Source organism: Sorangium sp. So ce834, assembly GCF_051521425.1.
Lineage (GTDB): Bacteria > Myxococcota_A > Polyangia > Polyangiales > Polyangiaceae > Sorangium > Sorangium cellulosum_D.
In genome coordinates, this window is the sequence record NZ_CP150351.1 from 6,461,111 (window position 1) to 6,480,759 (window position 19,649).

14 protein-coding genes are annotated in these 19,649 nt (G+C 74.2%); 7 read left to right on the plus strand and 7 right to left on the minus strand.

What is annotated here, in order from left to right:
• Positions 1-473 precede the first annotated feature (473 nt).
• On the plus strand, positions 474-2,783 hold the full coding sequence (locus WMF20_RS23395; protein ID WP_437616825.1) for a response regulator: 2,310 nt from the start codon (positions 474-476) through the stop codon (positions 2,781-2,783).
• A gap of 73 nt (positions 2,784-2,856) precedes the next feature.
• Here WMF20_RS23395 and WMF20_RS23400 read toward each other — a convergent pair whose 3' ends face one another.
• On the minus strand, positions 2,857-3,615 hold the full coding sequence (locus WMF20_RS23400) for a class I SAM-dependent methyltransferase (RefSeq protein WP_129576420.1): 759 nt from the start codon (positions 3,613-3,615) through the stop codon (positions 2,857-2,859).
• Positions 3,616-3,760: 145 nt separating this feature from the next.
• On the opposite strand from WMF20_RS23400, the gene WMF20_RS23405 reads away from it, so the two are divergent.
• Together WMF20_RS23405 and WMF20_RS23410 are read left to right on the plus strand one after the other, a co-directional pair.
• Positions 3,761-4,612: an alpha/beta fold hydrolase gene (locus WMF20_RS23405; RefSeq protein ID WP_437616826.1), complete on the plus strand. Its 852-nt coding sequence runs from the start codon at positions 3,761-3,763 to the stop codon at positions 4,610-4,612.
• Positions 4,613-4,663: 51 nt separating this feature from the next.
• Complete coding sequence (locus tag WMF20_RS23410; RefSeq protein ID WP_061626501.1) at positions 4,664-5,284, plus strand: class I SAM-dependent methyltransferase; 621 nt, start codon at positions 4,664-4,666, stop codon at positions 5,282-5,284.
• 72 nt (positions 5,285-5,356) lie between these two features.
• Here the strand turns inward: WMF20_RS23410 and WMF20_RS23415 are convergent, their stop codons facing one another.
• Positions 5,357-6,586 (minus strand): MFS transporter, encoded by a 1,230-nt coding sequence (locus tag WMF20_RS23415; RefSeq protein ID WP_437616827.1) that lies wholly within the window; start codon positions 6,584-6,586, stop codon positions 5,357-5,359.
• Positions 6,587-6,773: 187 nt separating this feature from the next.
• Between WMF20_RS23415 and WMF20_RS23420 the strand changes: the two genes are divergently transcribed.
• Positions 6,774-7,574 (plus strand): DeoR/GlpR family DNA-binding transcription regulator, encoded by an 801-nt coding sequence (locus WMF20_RS23420; RefSeq protein ID WP_437616828.1) that lies wholly within the window; start codon positions 6,774-6,776, stop codon positions 7,572-7,574.
• Positions 7,575-7,761: 187 nt separating this feature from the next.
• On the opposite strand, the gene WMF20_RS23425 is transcribed toward WMF20_RS23420, so the two are convergent.
• From WMF20_RS23425 to WMF20_RS23440, 4 genes are all read right to left on the minus strand, one after another.
• The gene (locus tag WMF20_RS23425) at positions 7,762-8,667 is read right to left on the minus strand and encodes a hypothetical protein (RefSeq protein WP_437616829.1); all 906 of its coding nucleotides are present in this window, start codon (positions 8,665-8,667) and stop codon (positions 7,762-7,764) included.
• A 247-nt stretch (positions 8,668-8,914) separates the two neighbouring features.
• Positions 8,915-9,613 (minus strand): hypothetical protein, encoded by a 699-nt coding sequence (locus WMF20_RS23430; protein WP_437616830.1) that lies wholly within the window; start codon positions 9,611-9,613, stop codon positions 8,915-8,917.
• 273 nt (positions 9,614-9,886) lie between these two features.
• Positions 9,887-10,738, minus strand: a complete 852-nt coding sequence (locus WMF20_RS23435) for a hypothetical protein (RefSeq protein WP_437616831.1) — start codon at positions 10,736-10,738, stop codon at positions 9,887-9,889.
• 164 nt (positions 10,739-10,902) lie between these two features.
• Complete coding sequence (locus tag WMF20_RS23440) at positions 10,903-15,150, minus strand: protein kinase domain-containing protein (protein ID WP_437616832.1); 4,248 nt, start codon at positions 15,148-15,150, stop codon at positions 10,903-10,905.
• Positions 15,151-15,225: 75 nt separating this feature from the next.
• Here WMF20_RS23440 and WMF20_RS23445 point away from each other — a divergent pair, with 75 nt between their 5' ends.
• Together WMF20_RS23445 and WMF20_RS23450 are read left to right on the plus strand one after the other, a co-directional pair.
• Positions 15,226-16,800 (plus strand): serine/threonine-protein kinase, encoded by a 1,575-nt coding sequence (locus tag WMF20_RS23445; protein WP_437616833.1) that lies wholly within the window; start codon positions 15,226-15,228, stop codon positions 16,798-16,800.
• Positions 16,801-16,944: 144 nt separating this feature from the next.
• Complete coding sequence (locus WMF20_RS23450; protein WP_437616834.1) at positions 16,945-18,297, plus strand: sigma 54-interacting transcriptional regulator; 1,353 nt, start codon at positions 16,945-16,947, stop codon at positions 18,295-18,297.
• On the opposite strand, the gene WMF20_RS23455 is transcribed toward WMF20_RS23450, so the two are convergent.
• Positions 18,246-18,566: a hypothetical protein gene (locus tag WMF20_RS23455; protein ID WP_437616835.1), complete on the minus strand. Its 321-nt coding sequence runs from the start codon at positions 18,564-18,566 to the stop codon at positions 18,246-18,248. The genes WMF20_RS23450 and WMF20_RS23455 overlap by 52 nt on opposite strands.
• A gap of 180 nt (positions 18,567-18,746) precedes the next feature.
• On the opposite strand from WMF20_RS23455, the gene rsmG reads away from it, so the two are divergent.
• Positions 18,747-19,466 carry a 16S rRNA (guanine(527)-N(7))-methyltransferase RsmG gene (gene rsmG, locus WMF20_RS23460; protein ID WP_437616836.1) on the plus strand — a complete coding sequence of 240 codons (720 nt, stop codon included), beginning with the start codon at positions 18,747-18,749 and terminating at the stop codon, positions 19,464-19,466.
• Positions 19,467-19,649: the final 183 nt, after the last annotated feature.

The window sequence follows — 19,649 nt, forward strand, 5'->3', positions numbered from 1 at the left end:
GTCGTGATGGATCGCGCAGAGACCACGAGGCGAATCGCCTCCAGGCCGCGCGACCGGCGGCGCTCGCGTCGGTCATGCAGCGCAGGAGTCGCGGGGAACGAGCGACTCCGATGGGGCGCTCGGCGTCCGAGACGTGCGTGTCGTCGACGTGGCGCGCGGCGCGCTCGAAGCCGCCTTTGGGCGCCGCGAGGCCACTGGCCCGGTCCCGCGGCCCGGCGCGGCGCCCGCGCCCAGGATCACGCGCTGCGACAGGCCAGTTGAGCCGGGAGGTGGCCAACACCTCTCTCGGTTTCGGGATGCCGGCTCACTGAAAGAGTTCACCAGGACAGCCCGGACGCCCTCGGAGCGCGCGCGTTGCGCCGGCGGAGGAAATCCACCCGCCGTGGATCACGGTGTCGAGGTGCGATAAAAATTGAAGCCCAGGTGTCATCCATCGTTGCCAGGACGCGCGCAGGCGTAGAATCGCCGTAGCTATGACCCGATCCCCCTCCGACAAGGACGCGAACAAAAAGGCACCGGTCAGCCCAGTGTCGTCGCGAGGGACCCCGCCGGAGACGATCCCGTCGCGCGGCAACACCAGCGGAAGCTACGTGCCGCCGGCGCCGCCCCCGGCGCGCAACAACAGCAGCTGCCTGCCGCCGGCGCCGGCGTCGAACCGGGGCGGCAGCACCCTCCCGCCCCCGCAGCACCCGGCCGCCGCCCCGGCGCGCGGCAGCCACTTCCCGACCGACGCGCGCGTGCGGCGCGATCGGCCGAGCGCCACGGGCGCGGTGCACGGCGGCCACCCCTCGCCGGACGCGCGCTGGCGCGATCGGCCGCTCGGCCCGGCCGCGGCGCGCAGCGGCCACACCTTGCAGGATCCGTTCGACCGGTGGGACCCGCCGGAGGGGCCGCCCACCATGCCCGCGACCCAGCCGCCCGAGCCGCCGAGCTCGCGCGTGCCGGAGCTGTCGCGCCACGAGGACGGGGGCCGCGGGCACGCGCCGGCCTCGTCGCCGGGCAGGCGCATCACGCCCGCCTCGCCGTCTTCGCCCCAGCCGCCTTCGCCCCAGCCGGCGGCCCGCCCGGCGGCGGCGCGCGAGCCGCAGCGGCTCCACGAGCCGCACGGCGGCGGGCACGACCCGTACACGCCCATCAACCAGATCCTCGGCTACACGCGGCTGCTCGTCGCGTCGCTGCAGGGCAAGGTCGCGCCGCAGCACATCGAGGACATCCGCAACATCGAGCTCGCCTCGCGAAAGCTGCTCGGCATCGTGCAGGCGATGGAGAACGGCGAGGAGGACGCGCCCTCGAGCGTGAACGTCAACGTCGCCTCCCCGCGCGAGGAGCCGGCGCTCCACACGGAGATCGAGGGCGGCGGGCGCGGCGCGATCCTCGTGGTCGACGACAGCCGGGGCAACCGCGACGTGCTCTGCCGCGTGCTGCAGAACAACGGCTACCGCGCCGTCGCCGCCGAGGACGGCCCGCGCGCGCTCGGGCTCGCCGCGCGCGAGCGCTTCGACGCCGTGCTCCTCGACGTGAACATGCCCGGCATCAGCGGCCTCGGCGTGCTCTCCGCCCTGCGCCAGAGCCGGTCGGCGGCGGAGCTGCCCGTGATCATGGTGACCACGCGGGGCGCGAGCGAGGACGTCGTCGAGTCGCTCAAGCTCGGCGCCAACGACCACGTGACGAAGCCCATCGACTTCGACATCCTGCTCGGGCGCCTCGACACGCAGCTCACGCTGAAGCGCTCGCGCGAGCAGCTGTCGCAGCTCGCCGCGGAGCTGTCGGTCAAGAGCGAGTTCATCCGCAAGACGTTCGGCCGCTACCTGAGCGACGACGTGGTGAACCGCCTGCTCTCCTCGCCCGAGGCCCAGCTCCTCGGCGGCGAGGAGCGCGAGGTCACCATCATGATGACCGACCTGCGCAGCTTCACCACGATGACCGAGAACATGCCGCCCGAGGTCGTGATGCGCCTCCTGAACGGCTACCTCGGCGAGATGGCGCGCATCATCATCGCGCGCGGCGGCACGGTCATCGAGTTCATCGGCGACGCGATCCTCGCGCTCTTCGGCGCGCCGTTCGCCACGGGCGACGACACCCGCCGGGCGGTCGCCTGCGCGCTCGAGATGCAGATCGCGATGGACGCGGTGAACGAGAAGAACAGCGCGGAGGGGCTGCCGACGCTCCAGATGGGCATCGCGCTCAACACCGGCCCGGTGGTCGTCGGCAACATCGGCTCCGAGGCGCGCACGAAATACGGCGTGGTCGGCTCGCAGGTGAACCTGACGTCCCGCATCGAGTCGTGCACGGTGGGCCGCCAGATCCTCATCGCGGACACCACGCGCCGGGCCGCCGGCGCCGGCCTCCTGCTCGGCCAGAGCCACGCGCTGGCCGTCAAGGGGTTCTCGAACCGCGTGCTCGTCCACGAGCTCCTCGGCCTCGACAACCCCGAGCGGCTCTACCTGCCCGAGCGGCGCGTCGAGATCCTCGCGCTCTCGTCGCCGCTGCCGGTCGTGTGCGCGCGCCTCGCGGGCAAGCGCGTCGAGGGCGAGCCGCAGTCCGCGTTCATCCTCGGGCTCTCCCCCTTCGGCGCCGTGCTGCGGCTGCACCCGCGGCCCGCGCCGTTCACGAACCTCCAGCTCCACCCGTCCGTCGCGCTCGCCGAGCAGCTCGGCGGCGAGCTGCACGCGAAGGTGATCGAGCTCGACCCGCGCGCCGACGACGTGGTGCGCATCCACTTCACGTCATCGCCGCCGGGGCTCGCCGCGCTCGTGCAGGAGCTCCACCGCGCCGAGGCCTAGACCACCGTCTCGTCGATCGACCGAGAAATGAACCGCCAAGGACGCCAAGAAGAGAACAAGATCTCGGCGTTCCCTAGGCCTGCGGCGGCGCGGGGAGGCGGCGCGCGACGAGGAAGTACCCCAAGGGGAACTTCCTGCCGCTCCAGTGCGCGACCTTCCGGCCGGGCGACGACCGGGACCACGCGCTGACCACGCCCTGCGCCAGCGCCGCGATCGGATTCCCCACCACGGGGACGGCGGAGGCGCTCTTCGCGAAGACGTCGCACGCCACCTCCACCAGCCCGCCGATGCGCTCCATCACGAGCACCTCGAACCCGGCCTGCTCTGCCAAACGACGATGCGCGAACTCGGTGTACCGGTAGTAGTCGTAGGGCTCTCCGTGCAGCCAGTAGAAGAACGGCGTGTTCACGAAGGCGACGCCGCCAGGGCGTAAGATCCGCGCCATCTCCGCCCAGAGCGATTCCGGCCGCGCGATGTGCTCGAGCACGTCGGACAGGATCAACGTATCGAGGGAGGCATCCTCCAGCGGCAGCGCGCCGTTCAGATCGCACTCGAAGTCGAGGTGCGGCGTCTCGAACGCCGAATTGCTCCAGTCCACGCAGATCACGGACGAGACATGGCTCCGGTAGGCCCCGTACAGCGGCACCGTCCCGCAACCGAGGTCCGCCGCGGCGCCGTGCGCGTACCGGGGCAGGTACTCGTCGTAGAGCCTCGCGATGCAGTCCCCGGTCAGGCGGGAGCCCATGATGACTTCCCGCAGGTCGGTCGACGCGCGCAGCCTGCCGCCCCGCCGGACGAACTTCGTCTCTCGCCATGCCGCTTCGTTCTTCATGGCCCTGCTTATCCGATGGGCCCTCCGGCGCCGTCAATCGGAAGGCACCCGGAGGGCCGCGGCGTTGCTTCGGACGAGCCCCTCGCCTACGCTCCGCCCTCGCGTCGCCGTCACGCGGCCGCACACACCGAGGTAGCCGACGCACATGCGTTCCCTGACCGTCGCGGGCCCCGCGGGCGCGCTCCACGTCGTCGATCATCCCGCCGTGGGCGCCGATTCCCCCGCGGGCGCTCGTCCCGTCGCTTTCGCGGATCCCTCGCGCGAGGCGCTGCCGCTCGTGCTCGTGCACGGGATGGTCGCCCACGCCGACTTCTGGGAGGCGCCGCTCGCGCACGCCTCCGGCCGGCGCCGCGCCGTGGCCATCGATCTCCGGGGACACGGCGCGTCCGAGCCCCCCGCCGACGCGGACTACGCTCCTTCCGCATGCGCGGCCGACGTGCTCGCGGTCCTCGACGCCCTGGCGCTCCCCCGCGTGGCGCTCGTCGGCCACAGCTACGGCGCGCTCGTGGCGCTCGCCGCCGCGGCCGCCCATCCGGAGCGGGTCGCGCGCCTCGTGCTCGCGGACCCGCCCCGCGACTTCTCGCAGGTCCCGGCGGCCGGCAAGGCGCAGCATTTCACGCCTTACATCGCCGCGCTCGAGTCGGACGGCTGGCGGGACACCGCCGTGGCCACCTTCGACGAGGCGCTCGCGGGCAGCACGCCCGCGACGCGGGAGACGATACTGGCGGGCGCCGCCGCCACGACGCAGGACCGGATGCTCGGCATGTCCCGCCACCTGCTCGAGTTCGAGGCCGCGAACGCGCTGGATCGGTACCTGGCCTCCCCGGGCGCTCGCGCCCACGCCCTCCTCGCCCCGTCGAACGCGTGGCCGCTGAGCCTGCACGTGCTGCGGCCCGCGCTGACGTCCGTCGTGCTGCCGGGGACCAGCCACTGGCTGATGCTCGACGCCCCGTCCGCGTTCGCCGCGGCGCTCGAGGCCTGGCTCGACGCCCCCTGAAGGGACGCCCCCCGCCTTTGCGGCGCGGCCCGCCCGGCGCACACTGCCGCCATGCGCGACGACGACCTCTCCCGGCTCACCGCGAGGACCCTGGGTCACTACGACGATCACGCCCTGTCGTTCTGGGAGGGCACGCGGGACCACGACGTCTCGCAGAACCGCGCGGCGCTCCTCGCGGCGCTGGAGGGGGCGGGCCCGTTCACGATCCTCGATCTCGGCTGCGGCCCCGGGCGCGACCTCGCGGCGTTCCGCGCCGCGGGGCACATCCCGGTCGGGCTCGATGGGTCGGCGCGGTTCGTCGAGATGGCGCGGCAGCACGCGGGGTGCGAGGTGCTCCACCAGGATTTTTTGCGCCTCGATCTCGGGGCCGAGCGCTTCGACGGGATCTTCGCGAACGCGTCGCTGTTCCACGTGCCGAGCCGCGAGCTGCCGCGCGTGCTCCGCGAGCTCCACGCCGCGCTCCGCCCGCGCGGCGTGCTCTTCAGCTCGAACCCGCGCGGCGACGATCGCGAGGGGTGGTCGGGCGATCGCTACGGCTGCTACTGGTCGCTGGAGCGGTGGCGGGAGCACGTGAGCGCCGCCGGGTTCGAGGAGATCGAGCATTACTACCGCCCCGCGGGCCGGCCGCGCGAGCAGCAGCCGTGGCTGGCGACGGTGTGGCGCAAGCGCTGAGCGGCGGCGCGCCGTCGAGCGCCGGCCCGGCGCTCCGGTCCGGCGCTCCGGCCCGCGGCGACGGCGCCCGCGTCAGTGCGCCCTGAGCGCGGGTCGGCACGCCGTGGGCGGGCACGCGGCCGGCGCGCCGGCGGCGGAGCCGCGGCCCACCGCCGGGGCCAGGGCGACGATCACGAGGACCAGCGCCACGACGAGGACGAGCCCGCCGCGCAGGGTGAGGAGGTCGGCGAGGAGGCCGATCGCCGGCGGCCCGACGAGGAAGCCGCCGTAGGACAGGGTGGCGAGCGTCGAAAGCGCCCTCCCCGGCGCGACGCCGGGGGCGCTCGCCCCGGCGCGGAAGACGAGCGGCACCACGACGGACAGGCCGGCGCCCACGCACCCGAAGCCCACCAGCAGGGCGATCGGGACGTTGACGAGCAGCGCCGCGCCCAGCCCGGCCGCGACGAGGAGCGCGGCCGCGCGCACGAGCCGCTCGGCGCCGAACCGCTGCGTCAGCCCGTCCCCGGAGAACCGCCCCATGAGCATCGCCAGCGAGAACACGGCGTAGCCGGTCGCGGCCACGGCCGCGGTGGTGTGGAGCTCGTCGCGGAGGTAGACCGCCGACCAGTTGGCCATCGCGCCCTCGCCGATGGAGGAGCAGAACGCGATGAGGCCGAGCACGAGGAGCCGGGTCGAGCGGCGCTCCGCGGGGGCGCCCGCGGCCGCCGCGGCCGGGGCCTCGGGGCGCGCGTCGGCCGAGAGCGCCCCGCCCGCGGCGGTGACGGCGGCGGCGAGGACGGCGGCGACCGCGAAGAGGTGCGCCGCGGGGGACAGCGCCCGGTCGGCCGCGAGCGCGCCGAGGGACGCGCCGATCAGGCCGCCGAGGCTGAACATGCCGTGGAACGAGGCGAGGATCGGCCTGCGGTGGCGCCGCTCGACCTCGACGGCCTGCGCGTTCATGGCGACGTCCATGAGGCCGTTGCTGGCGCCGAGCAGCAGGAGCGCGGCGACGAGCGCGGCGAAGGAGGGCGCGAGCGCGGGCAGGGGCAGCGCCGCGCAGAGGAGCACGGCCGAGACGCGGGTGACGCGCCGGCTGCCGAAGCGGGCGATGACCGGCCCGGCGGCGCGAAAGGCCAGCATCGCGCCGACGGCGACGCCCAGCAGGGCGAGGCCGAGCGCGCTGTCGCGCAGCGCGAGCCGCTCGCGCACCGCGGGGACGCGCGCGGCCCAGGAGGCGAAGGCGATGCCGTTCGCCACGAACATCACGGAGACGGCGCGCCGGGCGCGCGCGACGTCGCCGTCGGGTGCTGGGGGCGCGAGCATCACGGCACCCTCCGCGCCGGGCCGGACGGGGCGCCAGCGCTGCGCCGATCGAGGATGGCCGTCCAGTCGACGGCGGACAAGGCAGGAAGCGTTCCAGAATCTTCGTGCAATTTCGTGAACATCAAGGAAGAATCTTGCAGCCTGACGCGGCCTTCGCAAGCAATTACGTGCACAAATAGGAACAAACGTGCAAAACAACGCAGACAACTCCGGGCTCATGGTCGCCGAACGGCGGCGGCATATTCTCGCCGTACTGGAACGCGACGGGAAGGTGGTGGCGGCCGAGCTGAGCCGCTCGTTCGGCGTCTCGGAGGACACGATCCGGCGCGATCTGCGCGAGATGGCGAACGAGGGGCTGCTGCAGCGGGTGCACGGCGGCGGCCTGCCGCTCGCCAGGGTGAACCCGAGCTTCCCTGCGCGCGAGCGGCAGCAGCCGCGTGTGAAGGACGAGCTCGCGCGGGCGGCGGCCACGTTGATCAAGAAGGGTCAGGTGGTGTTCATCGACAGCGGCACGACGAACGTGGCCGTGGCGCGCCACCTGCCGCGCGATCTCGAGGCGACGGTCGTGACCAACAGCCCTCCTGTGGCGATCGCGCTGTCCGAGCACCCGCGCGTCGAGGTGGTGCTGCTCGGCGGGCGCATGCGGAAGGATCCGCTGGCCGCAGCGGACGCGGTGACCATCGCGGGGGTGCGGCAGATCCGGGCGGACCTCTGCTATCTCGGCGTGTGCACGCTGGATCCGACGTTCGGGATCACCACGGTGGATCTGGACGAGTCGTACGTGAAGCGGGCGATGGTCGAGGCCTCGGCGGAGGTCGTCGCGCTGGCGACCGCGGACAAGCTCGGCACGGTGTCTCCGTACGTCGTCGCCCCGCTGGGCGAGCTGACGTGGCTGTTCACCGAGCGCGGGGTGTCGAAGGAGGCGCTCGCTCCTTATCGGGAGGCGGGGGTCACCATCACGCAGGCGCTGGAGGAGGAGCCGGCGTAGCGGCGCTCGACAGGTGCGCGGGGGAGATGCCGCGCTGCTGCGGGAGCCAAAACCGAACGCTGTGTTGCCACTCGCGTTGTCTTTCCGGTGACATTCGACGAGCCACGCCCATCACCTCCCGAGGTATAACGGCCTGGCAATAATCAGCGGTGACTCATCGCCTTTGTCGGGACGCATCCGTCCACCGTCAAGAGAGCACTTCGGCGGCGGTCTTCGCACCAAGGACGTTATCGATCCAGCGGTCGAGGGTCGCGATGTCGGTGCATGCCTGGATGCGCGCGCTCTCGTTCGCGGTGAGCCCGATCCCCGCACGCGCGAGCAGCCGCAGCAGCGTATCCCTCTTGCCCTCACGGATGCCCTCGAGCTTGCCCTCACGGATGCCCTCGAGCTTGCCGCGATCGATGAGCTGCCTCACGAACGGGGGGAAAGTCGCCTCGCCTTCGATCTGTCGTTCCATGACCAACGCCTCCAGAGCCTGCCGCATCGGCTCACGCAACGCGTTCCAGATGAGCTGAAAGTAGACCATCGCGTGCTCCTGGTCGAGCTGGCCGACGGCAACGAGCGCCGCCTGGACGACGGCGAGCCCGTTCGGCCCGTTGCCGTGCGCCACCGCCGAGAGCACGGCGAGCTCGGTGTCCGCCGCCGCGTCGGCTGGATCGGTGATCTCGGGGACGACGGCCGGGCCCAGCACCAGCGGCTCGACGTGGCCGAGGCCCAGGCCGAGGTCGATGCTCTCCGCCGCCCAGGCAGCGACGCCGGCGTCCGGCGCGACCACGAGCACGACCGTGCGGCAGCGCCTCTTGGCGCGCACGACCGTGACATACGTCGGCCACGAAAACTTCTTGTTCGGATCCGTGTCGCGCTGGACCTCGATGACGATCGCCAGCACGAGCGCGCCGCTCGCGTCCCGGAGCTCGAGCACCAGGTCAGCGCGGAACTCCACGGGGATGAGCTGGTCGAGCGACGACTCGACCACGGCGGCGGAGGCGTGCGCCGGCACCTCGACGTGGAAGAGCGTCGCGAGCAAGCGGGGCGCGAGCGCCGGCTGGTCACGGAACATCTCGACGAGGGCGTTGTGCTCGAGCGTCGGCATGACGCTCGGCCTCGAGCACGCCCCATGCCGGCACGAAACGACGGGAAAACCCGTGGAGAGGGTCAGATCAGGGGGTGGCGGCGCCATGGCGGAGGCGGCGGCGACCACTCCCCGCGCCACGGCGCGACGGCCCAACGATTCGAGGCTGTGCCGCGGGCAAGGGCGCGAAGCGCATCCACCCGTCGGCCACAAGCCCCTGCTGGGCGGGCCCAGCACGGTGCTGCATCCTGCGCGCAACGGAGCAGGGTCACGCCCTCGATTGCCGCCGGGCACGTTGAACCGCGTCGAGGTATGCGCTCTGCGCGCTCGTCAGCGGCCTTCGCTCGACCAGCGCGTACCAAATCGCGTTCTCGATCCAGAAGCGATAGATGAAGGTCTCGAAGTCTGGAGCGCACAACACAAGCTGCTCGAATACGACGCCGTCGTCGTCATCGAGCGAGCCTTCAGAGGCGTCATCGAGCCATTCGGGCATTCCGGCGACGACGGCAGGCACATCGTCCGGCGGGAGGTACAGGTACCATAATACACACGCCTGCTGGTCGTTCATGAACCGAAGCAGGCGGCCCGGCTGGTTGCTCGGAGGTTCAAGGAGGCGCGTGGACAGTTCGAGATAACACGCTGTGCACGTCGGAACTCGACGATGAATCTCCGGCGTCGTCAGGAACGTGGCGAAGGCATCAGGAATCCTGATCCCTGCCTGCTGTGCCTCCCCGTACAGTTGGCTGAGATCTAGCTGTTTTTCGCAGCTCTCCTCGTGAACGCCCAAAACCGTGTCGCGTTCAGGCGGGGCAGGGAGCCACCGAAACGAGCCATCCCAATGGTGCTGCTCGAGCTCAGGAAGCTGATCGTAGGGGATCAACATGTAGGTGTTCCCGTGCCCCCAGAAGCTCTCGTGCGAGCCCGCGGTATACCAGCCCAGCGGGAAGGGAGAATCCAAGACGTTCATGGCGCTCCTATGCCTCCTCCTCGTGCGGCGAGACGGTGGTGCCCTCGAGCAACGCCACGCTGCGCGACAATTACGGTGTCACGCCGCTGGAGATGCTGCCGCCGCTCGTGCGCGACCAATCATGATGGGGAGAGACCGCAAGGGCGCAAGAGGCGCAACGGGACAGAGATAAAATTGTATTCTCCTCTTCCCCTTGCGTCCCTTGTGCCCTTGCGGTCCTCTTCCCATCGATCGATCTTCGCCGAACTTCAACGTTATCGGCGTTCCAGCAACCTATAGGAGCCCGGAGACCAGCCCCAGGACACCGCACGTCAGGCCCCCCGAGGAGAGCGCGACGAGGGGCTCCAGGCGCGAGGCGATCGACTCCGGGTAAACCCCGCTCCGGCGGGCCCAGCAGGTCGGCGCGCCCGCGCCGTCCCGGTCGCAGACCGCATTGCAATGGCCGAGGAGGGTGAGCCCGCACGTGTGCGATTGCCCGCAGACGCGCGCGAGGGTCTTCGCGCTCAGCGCCACGCCGCAGTCGTCGATCAGCGCGTTGTCGGCGCAGGCGAACGCGGTCGGATGGGCCGGCTCGAAGAGATCGCCGAACATGATCGCGTCCCGGACCGTGTACTCCGACGCCTCGCTGTCCGACGCGTCGGCGAGCCCCGGGTGGCCGCCGGTCAGGTGCACGGCGACGTGCGCGCCCAGCGCGTTCAGCGACTGCAGCAGGCACGCCGTCATCCAGCGCCGCGACGCGCCGTCCGAGAGCGGTGACGTGGCCCACGACGGCGCGAGCCCGATCGACCCGGCGAACGACCGCTCGAAGCGCGCCTCCACCGCCGCCCCCGCAGGCAGGGCGCAGGCGACCACGCGCTCCACCAGCTGCCTGCCGTGCTCGCTCGCGAGGAGCACCGCCCCAGCGCCGCCGTCCAGCCCGGCCGCGAGCGGCGCCTGCGCGAGCGCCCGCAGCGCCTGCTGCGTCGAGGGCTTCCAGAAATCGGCCGGCTCGAGGCCGTTCATCACGATGATCTCCTGCTCGGCGACAAGGACCGACTCGGCGTCGTCGGCCGGCGCCGCGCCGCACCCGACCGCAAGCACGCAGCAACCGATCACCCCGGCAGCATCGATCCTTACGCGAAGCATGACCCCATGCTCCAGTTAAGGCGCACGTGCGTGCGCATCACACCCGGTCCAGCGGCCACGCCTAAGCAATTCCTGATCCGAGGCCGCGTCCGGCCGGCCGTCCGCTCCGGCGGTCCTCGCGCCGCGGTCGCGGCAACCGGGCTCAGCCGCGACGTGCGGCGCGGTCAGCAGCGGCTCGCGGCGGCCTGCGACGCGCCGAGCCGGCGCGCGAGCCCGTCGAACCGCGAGCGCCAGGCCGGATGCTCCGAGAGCAGCGCGCCGGCCCTGCTCAAGCTCGCGACAGCGACCTCGACAGCACCGTGGCGGAATGCCGCACGGCCGCGCCAGTAGAGGACCTCGAGGAGCTCGTCGGCGAACTGGAACGGGCCGGCCTCGAGCTCCGCCTCGTCGAGGCCGCCGAGCAGGTCACGCGGCGCGACGCCGTCGCCGCCGTCCGAGAGCAGGCAGCGCAGCATCAGGTAGCAGCCGTGCGCCGCCTTCGCGGACGGCTCCGGCGGGCACGACGCGGCGATCCACGCGAGGAGGCGCCGCGCCTCGCCGAGCTCGCCCCGCGCCGCGAGGATGCGCGCGAGCAGCAGCGAGCACTCGGGCACGGGGCGATCCACGAACCGCTGCTCGAGCGTGTGCGCGCGGCGCGCCAGCGAGAGCGCCTCGTCCTGCTGATCGCTCCAGTAGAGCAGCTCGGCGACGTTGTACGTGGCGACGCGCTCCAGCCACGGGTTGCCGATCTCCCGCGCGAGCGCGATCGCGCGCCGGAGATCCGCGGTCGCGCGCGGGAGATCCTTCTTCAGCGCCCAGAGCACGACGCGGTTCATGATCGCGACGCAGAGGTGCGGCAGATCCTCGGCCCGCTCGCAGAGCGCGATCGCGTCCTCGGCCCGCCGCTCCGCCTCGGCGAAGCGGCCCGCGTGCGCGAGCTCGGTCGACAGCAGCACGAGCGCGATGATCCGGCCCTCCTCCTCGCCCGCGGACTCCGCCAGCGACGCCCCCTCCGAGAGGAGCGCGATCGCCTCCGCGACCTCGCCCCGCCTGAGGCGCGTGCGCCCCTCGGCCACGCAGAGGCGCGCCGAGAGCCGCGGCGAGCCCGCGCGCTCCACGAGCGGCCGCGCCAGCTCGACCCGCCGCGACGACGCCTCGTAGGCGCCCGTCCAGTCGAGCGCCGTGGCCTCCTCGAGCAGGACGTCCGCGCGGAGCTCGTCGTCCGCGAGCTCGAGCGCGGCGGAGAGGTCGGCCAGGGCCTCCTCGATGAGGTGGAGCCGGTAACGGATCCGGCCGCGGCCGGCCAGCGCGAGCGCGCGCCGGCGGCGATCGCCCCCGCCGGCGAGCTTGAACGCGGCGGTGTAGCAGCGCTCCGCCTCGACGTGCCGGTGCCGCGCGAACGCGAGATCCCCGAGCCGGAGGTGCGCCTCGGCCGCCTCCTCCCCCGCCCCGCACGCGCCCGCGTGCCGGGCGAGCGGCTCGAGCTCCTCCGGCCCCGGCTGCGCCGCGAGCTCCACGGGCGGCGCGGCCGGGTCGGCCCGCGGGGTCGCCGAGGACGCGGGAGGGAGCCCCCGCTCGACGCGCGCCCGCCAGAAGGCGAGCGCGTGCCGGTGGATCTGCGCGCGGTGCTCGGGATCGAGCGTCTCGTACACCGCGTCGCGGAAGAGGCCGCTCTGGAACCACCACCGCTCGCCATCACCCCGCGCGCGGCGACCGTCGCCCTCGCCGTGCGCGGCGGGCTCGCCGTCACCCCGCGCGCGGCGCCCGATGATGCCCTGCTCGACGAGCACGCCGAGCCCGTACCCGGCGTCGACCGGCGTCCCGGCGCCTCCGGCGCGATCCACGGCGTCCTGCACCCACTCCAGCTCGGCCCGCGTGAACGACTCGCCGAGCACGGCGCAGAGCCGCGCGAGCGCGGCGACCTCCTGCGGCAGCCCCCCGAGCTGCCGCATCGCCAGCCACTGCCACGCCGGAGAGACCGGCAGGCCGTCGAGCTCCGCCGCCTCGACGCAGTAGTCGCCGCCCCCGGGGCGGCGGCGCACGAGGCCGGCCTGCTTGAGCGACCGGATGATCGCGGCGAGGCAACCCGGGTTGCCGCCGGCCCAGCGGGCGAGCCCCCGGAGCACGTCGGCGGGCGGGTACGCGGCCGGCAGGAGCAGCTGCGCCGCGAGGTCCGCCGCGGCGGCCTCGTCGAGCGGGGCGAGCGTCACCCGGTCGGCGCGCTGCGTGCGCGCGCCCCACGCGGGGCGGAAGCGCTCGAAGCGCGGGTGCGCGACGACCGCCGCCCAGAGCGCCACCCCGGCGCCGTCGAGCGTCGCGACCTCGAGCGCGTCGAGCACGGGGACGTCCGCCCACTGCGCGTCGTCCACGATCACCGCGACGGGGGCGCGGCGCGCGCGGCGGCGCAGCCCCTCGGCGATCGCCCGCGCGAGGTGGTGCGGCGTCGCGGCGGGCGCGGCGCCGGGGCGCGGCCACCCGAGCGCCGCGGCCACGGACGCGAAGGTCGAGGCGCCGATCTCCGGGCCGAGCCGCGCCTCGCAGAAGGCCCGAGGATCGGCCGGCGCGGCCGCGGGCGCGGCGAGCGCGAAGCGCAGGATCGCCGCGGTGTCCTTGCTCGCCTCGCCCGGCAGGGGCTGCGCCGCGCGCACGACGAGCGCCGCGGCGCCGGGGCGGAGGCGCCGCGCCACGGCGGCCGCCTCGGCCGCGACCCGGCTCTTGCCGAGGCCGTCGTCGCCGAGCACCGTGACGAGCGCGGGGCAGACGCCGCTGAACGCCGCGGCGGCGCTCGCCTCGAGCGCCGCGATGACGTCGCCCCGCCCCACCGTGGTCGGCGGCGGCGCCTCGAGCTCCGCCGCCGGCGCGCCCTGCGGCGAGGTGGGGGTCATGGTCGCCTCGGCCTCGGCGAGGGCGCGCTCGAACTCCTCGGTGAGCGCGACGCCCGACCAGGGATCCGCAGGGATCCAGGTCTCCGGGCGATCCACGGCCGCGCCGTAGACGGCGGGCGGGGCCTTGTCGCGCGGACGGATGATGACGCCCGCGAGGTGGAGCGCGGCGCGGGCGCCGTGCCGCTCGACGAGCTCCCGCGCGGCGGCGAGCGCGAGCCGGACCGGGTCCTCGGCGTCGTGGGCCGAGAAGACGGCGGTGTAGCGGCGCCGGCGCTGGCGGACGCAGATCCCCCTGCGGCTCGCGAGCGCGGCGACCACGACCGGCGTGGCGGCGCCGGTCTCCGCGACAAGCACGACGGCCGGCTGGAGCCCCTCGGCGATGAGCCTGCCGCCTCCGCGGCCGGAGGGCGGCCCCGGCGCGATCGCGGGCCGCGAGGTCGGCTCCGCGGCAGCGGCGGCGCCGCGCTCCGCGATCGCGGCCGAGCCGGCGGCGGCGCCGTGCTCCGCGATCGCGGCCGCGCCGGGCTCCGCGGCGGCGCCGTGCTCCGCGATCGCGGCCGCGCCGGGCTCCGCCGCCGCGCCGGGCTCCGCGGCGGCGGCGCCGAGCGCGCAGGCCTCGTCGAGCGCGCGGCGGAGCGCGGCCGCGCTCGGAGGGCGGCGGCCGGGATCCTTGGCGAGGCACGAGAGCACGAGCTCCTCGAGGGCCTCGGGGACCGGCGCGAGCTCTCCCGGCCGCGGCGGGCGCAGCGTGAGGTGCCCGTGCTCCACCGCGCCCGTGTCCCCCACGAACGGCGGCCTGAGGGTGAGCAGCTCGAACAGGATCGCGCCGAAGGCGTAGAGATCCGCGCGCTCGTCGAGGTCGGCCTCCGCGCGGAGCTGCTCGGGAGCCATGTACTCGGGCGTGCCGACGACCGTGCCCCCGCGCGTGATCTCGATGTCGTCGTCGTGGGGCGCCCCGGCGGGCCGCGCCAGGCCGAGGTCGAGCAGCACCGCGGGCGCCGCGCCCGCCGCGGCGCCCGCGCGCCGCGGCGTGAGGATCACGTTCTCCGGCTTGAGGTCCCGGTGGACGACGCCCCGCGCGTGCGCGGCCGCGAGCGCGTCGAGCAGCGCGGCCGCGCGCGCCGCCGCCCAGGCCGGCTCGGGAGGCCCGGGCAGCGCCGCGAGCGCCTCGGCGAGCGTCTCGCCGGGGACGAGATCCATGGCGAACCAGGGGCGGCCGTCGTCGAGCCGCCCCTCGGCGTGGACCCGCGGGACGTGCGGCGGACCGATGAGCCGGAGCGCGCCCGCCTCGCGCCGGAACCGCGCCTGGACCGTCGGCCGGGGGGAGCGGCCGACCTTGAGGGCGACGGGGAGGCCGTCCGCCTCGCGCCGCGCGGACCACACGGCGGAGAAGCCGCCCTGCCCCAGCAAGCCGCCGACCTGGAAGCCCGGGACGCGCGGCGGCCCCGGCGCGGGCGTGCGCTCGGCCGACGGCGGCGCCGTCCCGCCGTCTCGAGGGCAAGCCCCCGCCGGGGGGAGCCGGCGGTGGCACTGTGGGCAGCGGGACACGTCGTTGCTCCCTGGGGCCGGCGGAGAGCCGTCAGCTCGCCGCAGCCGCTTATGGTACCGTCGCTCGGCCGGTCCATGGTGAGCGAAGAGCCCGACACCGTCCCCAGCGCGGGGATCCCCAGCGAGCGCACGGTCCGGACCGCGCAGCCGGCTTCGGCCGAACCCGCCGCGCCGGCCGCGCCGATCACCTTCACGCCGATGACGCCGACCGCCACGGCCACGCGCCCCCCGGCGGCGGCGCTCGCCGGCCTCGCGCTGGACGCCCTGCTGCCCGGGGAGCGGGCGGGCGACTGGGTGATCGAGGGCCCGCTCGGCGCGGGCGGCTTCAGCGTGATCTACCGCGCCCGGCACGCGGACCGCGGCACGGCGGCGGCCGTGAAGGTGCTGCACCCGGAGCTCAGCGCGCAGCCGGACGTTGTGATCCGCTTCCAGCGAGAGGTGGAGACGGTCCGGCGGCTGGAGCACCCCGGCATCGTCCGGGTCTTCGAGCAGGGGCAGCTCGAGGACGGGCGGCCTTACTACGTCATGGAGCTGCTCGCCGGGGTCAGCCTGGATCAGCACCTGCGGTCGCGCGGCCGGCTGTCGCCCGAGGAGGCCCTCGCGGTGCTGGAGCCGCTCTGCGACGCGCTCGAGGCCGCGCACGCGCAGGCCGTCGTGCACCGCGACCTCAAGGCGTCGAACGTCTTCCTCGAGGAGGACGGTGACCGCCGCCGCGTCGTCCTGCTCGACTTCGGGGTGGCCAAGCTGCTCGACGCGCCCGGGCCGTCGCTGACCTCCTCGCGCGAGGTCCTCGGGAGCCCCTCGAGCGTCGCCCCCGAGCAGCTCCTCGGCCAGCCGGTCGACATCCGGGCGGACGTCTACGCGCTCGGCGCCCTCACCTACCGCATGCTCGTCGGCGAGCCGCTCTTCAGCGGGGACATCGGCGCGCTCCTGCGCCAGCTGCACCTGTTCGCGAGCCCGCCGCGCCCGAGCGCGAAGGCGCGGCTCTCGTCGGGCTTCGACGAGGTCATCCTCCGCGCGCTCGCCAAGGATCCCGCGGCGCGCCCCCCGAGCCCCGGCGCGTTCCTCGAGGAGTTCCGCGGCGCGCTCGAGGCCTCGCGCGGCGCGAGCGACGCGCCGAGCGGGGCGCGCGCGCGCCCCGGGGTGGCGGTCTACGCCGAGGTGGGCGCCGCGCCCGAGGCGCTCGACGCGCCGGACGATCGCCTGCTCGCGGATCTGGAGGCGATCCTGCCGTTCGTGGCCGCCGAGCTCACCGAGGCCGGGCTGTCCCCCGGGGCCGAGACCGGCAGCAGCCTGCTCTTCACCGCCGAGCGCCCCGCCGACGCCGACGCCGACGCCGACGCGGAGGCGCGCCGCCGCGCCGTGGACGCCGCGCTCCGGATCTTCCGGCGGCTCGAGGGCCGCCCCGGGCGCGATCCCAGGGTGCAGGTGCGCCTGTGCCTCCACACGGGGGAGCTGCTCCTCGGCCCCTCGGGGGAGCTGCTCGGCGGCGAGCTCGCGGAGGTCGGCGCCTGGGCGCCCGAAGGGGCGCAGGCGGGCGTGTTCGCCTCGCCCGAGGTCGTCGCAGGCCTCGGGATCGTCGCCGGGCCGCTGGCGCTCGAGGGGACGATGCTCGTCCTCGCCGGGGCCGAGCCCACGGCAGCGCGGTAGCGGCGCGCTCCGACACCGCGCCGGAAAAGTCCATCTTGGGTGCTGCCTGCGAGAGCCATCAGCAGCTGCGTGCCCGCGTCTGCACCGCAGATGCGATGTCCGGGACACCGCTCGGGCCGCGTTTGACATGGTAAGGTGGTGCGTGTGATCCGCACTGCGATACCCACACCAGGCGAGGACGCGACCACCGTGCTGAAGGTCCACCCGCGCGAGGTGACGTTCGGCAGATTCAGCGTGCAGGTGGTGAGCGGCCCGGATCAGGGCGCTTCGCACGTGGCCGACGCGCCGGAGCTCGCGATCGGCACCGCGGCCGGCAATCACCTGGTGCTCACCGATCCATCGGTGTCGCGCCATCACTGCGTCATCGCCGCGACCCCCAAGGGCTATCAGCTGCGCGATCTCGGCAGCACGAACGGCATCCTGCTCGGGGGCTTCCGCGTGGAGGCGGCGTACCTGACCCCGGGCGCCACGTTCGGCGTGGGCCAGACGTCGCTGCGCTTCGATCACCTGCCCGACGAGGTCCACGAGCCGCTCGGGGACGCGGAGCTCTCCGGGCGGGTGCTGGGGCAGAGCACGGCCATGCGCCGGCTCTTCGCGATGATCCCGCGGATCGCCGCGGCGGACGCCACGGTGCTCCTCGAGGGCGAGACCGGGTCCGGCAAGGGGCTGCTCGCCGAGGTGATCCACCAGAAGAGCCCGCGCGCGGGCGGGCCGTTCGTGGTCATCGACTGCGGCGCGATCCCGCCCACGCTCATCGAGGCCGAGCTGTTCGGGTACATGAAGGGCGCGTTCACGGGGGCGCACCAGGCGCGCGCCGGCGCCTTCGAGGCGGCGCGCGGGGGCACGGTGCTGCTCGACGAGATCGGCGAGCTCCGGCTCGACCTCCAGCCGAAGCTGCTGCGCGCCCTCGAGGAGCGCTCGATCCGCCGCATCGGCAGCCTCGATACCGTCCCGCTCGACGTGCGGATCATCGCGGCCACGAACCGCGATCTCCGGCAGGAGGTGAACCGCGGCACCTTCCGCTCGGACCTGTTCTACCGGCTCAACGTGGTCCGGCTCCGGGTGCCGCCGCTGCGCGAGCGGCGGGACGACATCCCGCTGCTCGTCGCGCACTACTACCGGCAGTTCGCCGACAAGGCGGATCCGCCGGCCGACCTCGTGGAGCGGCTGCTCCACCACGACTGGCCCGGCAACGTCCGCGAGCTGCGCAGCGCGGTGGAGCGCGCCGTGCTGACCGGCGATCCCGCGATCGGAGAGGGCTGCGCCGCGGCGCGGGAGGTCGGCGACGACGATCAGGCGCTCCGGCCGGACGACCTCGAGCTCTCGTTCCGCCAGGCCAAGGAGCGCACCGTCGCGCGCTGGGAGCGGGCGTACGTGAGGGCGCTGATCCGGGCCAACGGGGGGAACCTCTCCCACGCCGCGCGCGCCGGCCGGATGGATCGGAACTACCTGCGGGAGCTCCTGCGCCGGCACGGGGTCACGGCGACCGAGTCATAGACGGCGTCGAGCGGCGGGGTGGAGCGGCTGCGGTTCGCGGTCGCCTCGTGCGCCTGAACGGGAGGCTCCGCCGGGGGCGGCGCCGCGCGTTTCGTGAACGCGCCGGCGCCGAACCGCTCCACCGCTGCCCCGAACCGCTCCACCGCTGCCCCGAACCGCTCCACCGCTGCCCCGAACCGCTCCACCGCTGCCCCGAACCGCTCCACCGTTGCCCCGAACCGCTCCACCGTTGCCCCGAACCGCTCCACCGTTGCCCCGAACCGCTCCACCGTTGCCCTTTTCGATTCAGCCCCCCGGTGGCCCCCCGGTCTGGTGCCCTTTTCGATTCAGCCCCCCGGTGGCCCCCCGGTCTGGTGCCCTTTTCGCCTCACGCAGCGGAGCGACGTGCTCATCCCGTCCATCGATGACGCGAACGCCAAGCGGGAGCTTGCTAGGGTGCACGGCCCCCCATGATCCCTGAAGAACGCGCCCCTCTCCCGCTGCCGGCCCCCGCTCCGCTCACGCCTCCGGAGGGCTTCGCGGAGCGCCTCGCGGCGCTCGGCGTCACCCTCGACGCCGCGGTGATCGCCAAGCTCGGCGATTACCTCGCGCGCCTGCTCGCGATGAACGAGCTGATGAACCTCACCGCGATCACGGATCCGGTCGAGGGCTGGGAGAAGCACATCCTCGATTCGCTCACGCTCGTGCCTCTCCTGGAGGAGCTGAGCGCGGGGGCGAGCCTCGCCGACATCGGCTCGGGCGGGGGCCTCCCCGGCCTTCCGCTCGCCATCGCTCGGCCCGATCTGAAGGTGACGCTGGTGGAGGCGACCCAGAAGAAGGCTTCGTTCCTCGTCGCGGTGGCCGCGTGCCTCGGGCTCACCAACGTGTCGGTGCGCGCCGAGCGCGCCGAGCAGCTCGGCAAGGGCGACCTCCGCGGCGCGTTCGACGCGGTGACGGCGCGCGCGGTGGCGCGCCTGGTCGTGCTGCTCCCCCTGACGGTGCCCTTCGTGCGGCCCGACGGGATGGTGCTGCTGGTCAAGGGGCAGCGCGCCGAGGAGGAGCTCGCCGAGGCGAGCCGGGTCCTCGGGCGACAGCGGGCCGCCTTCGTGAAGACGGTGGGGACGCCGACGGGGAAGATCGTGATGCTGCGGAAGTCGGGGGAGGAGCCGAAGCGCTGTCTCGGGCGGTGATCGCCGGCGGGTGTTCCTGCCGCGCGTCCGGCGTCCAGGCGTCACGAGGGGCCAGGCCGCAGCTCGGGCCCGCGCCGCCGTCGGCGATGTGGAGGTCGAAGTCGCGGTGCTCGTCAGGCAAGCGGACCCGGTGCGTATCCGCCGGCCCTGCGGGCGCTGGGCATGCGCGGCATGCGGCCGGAG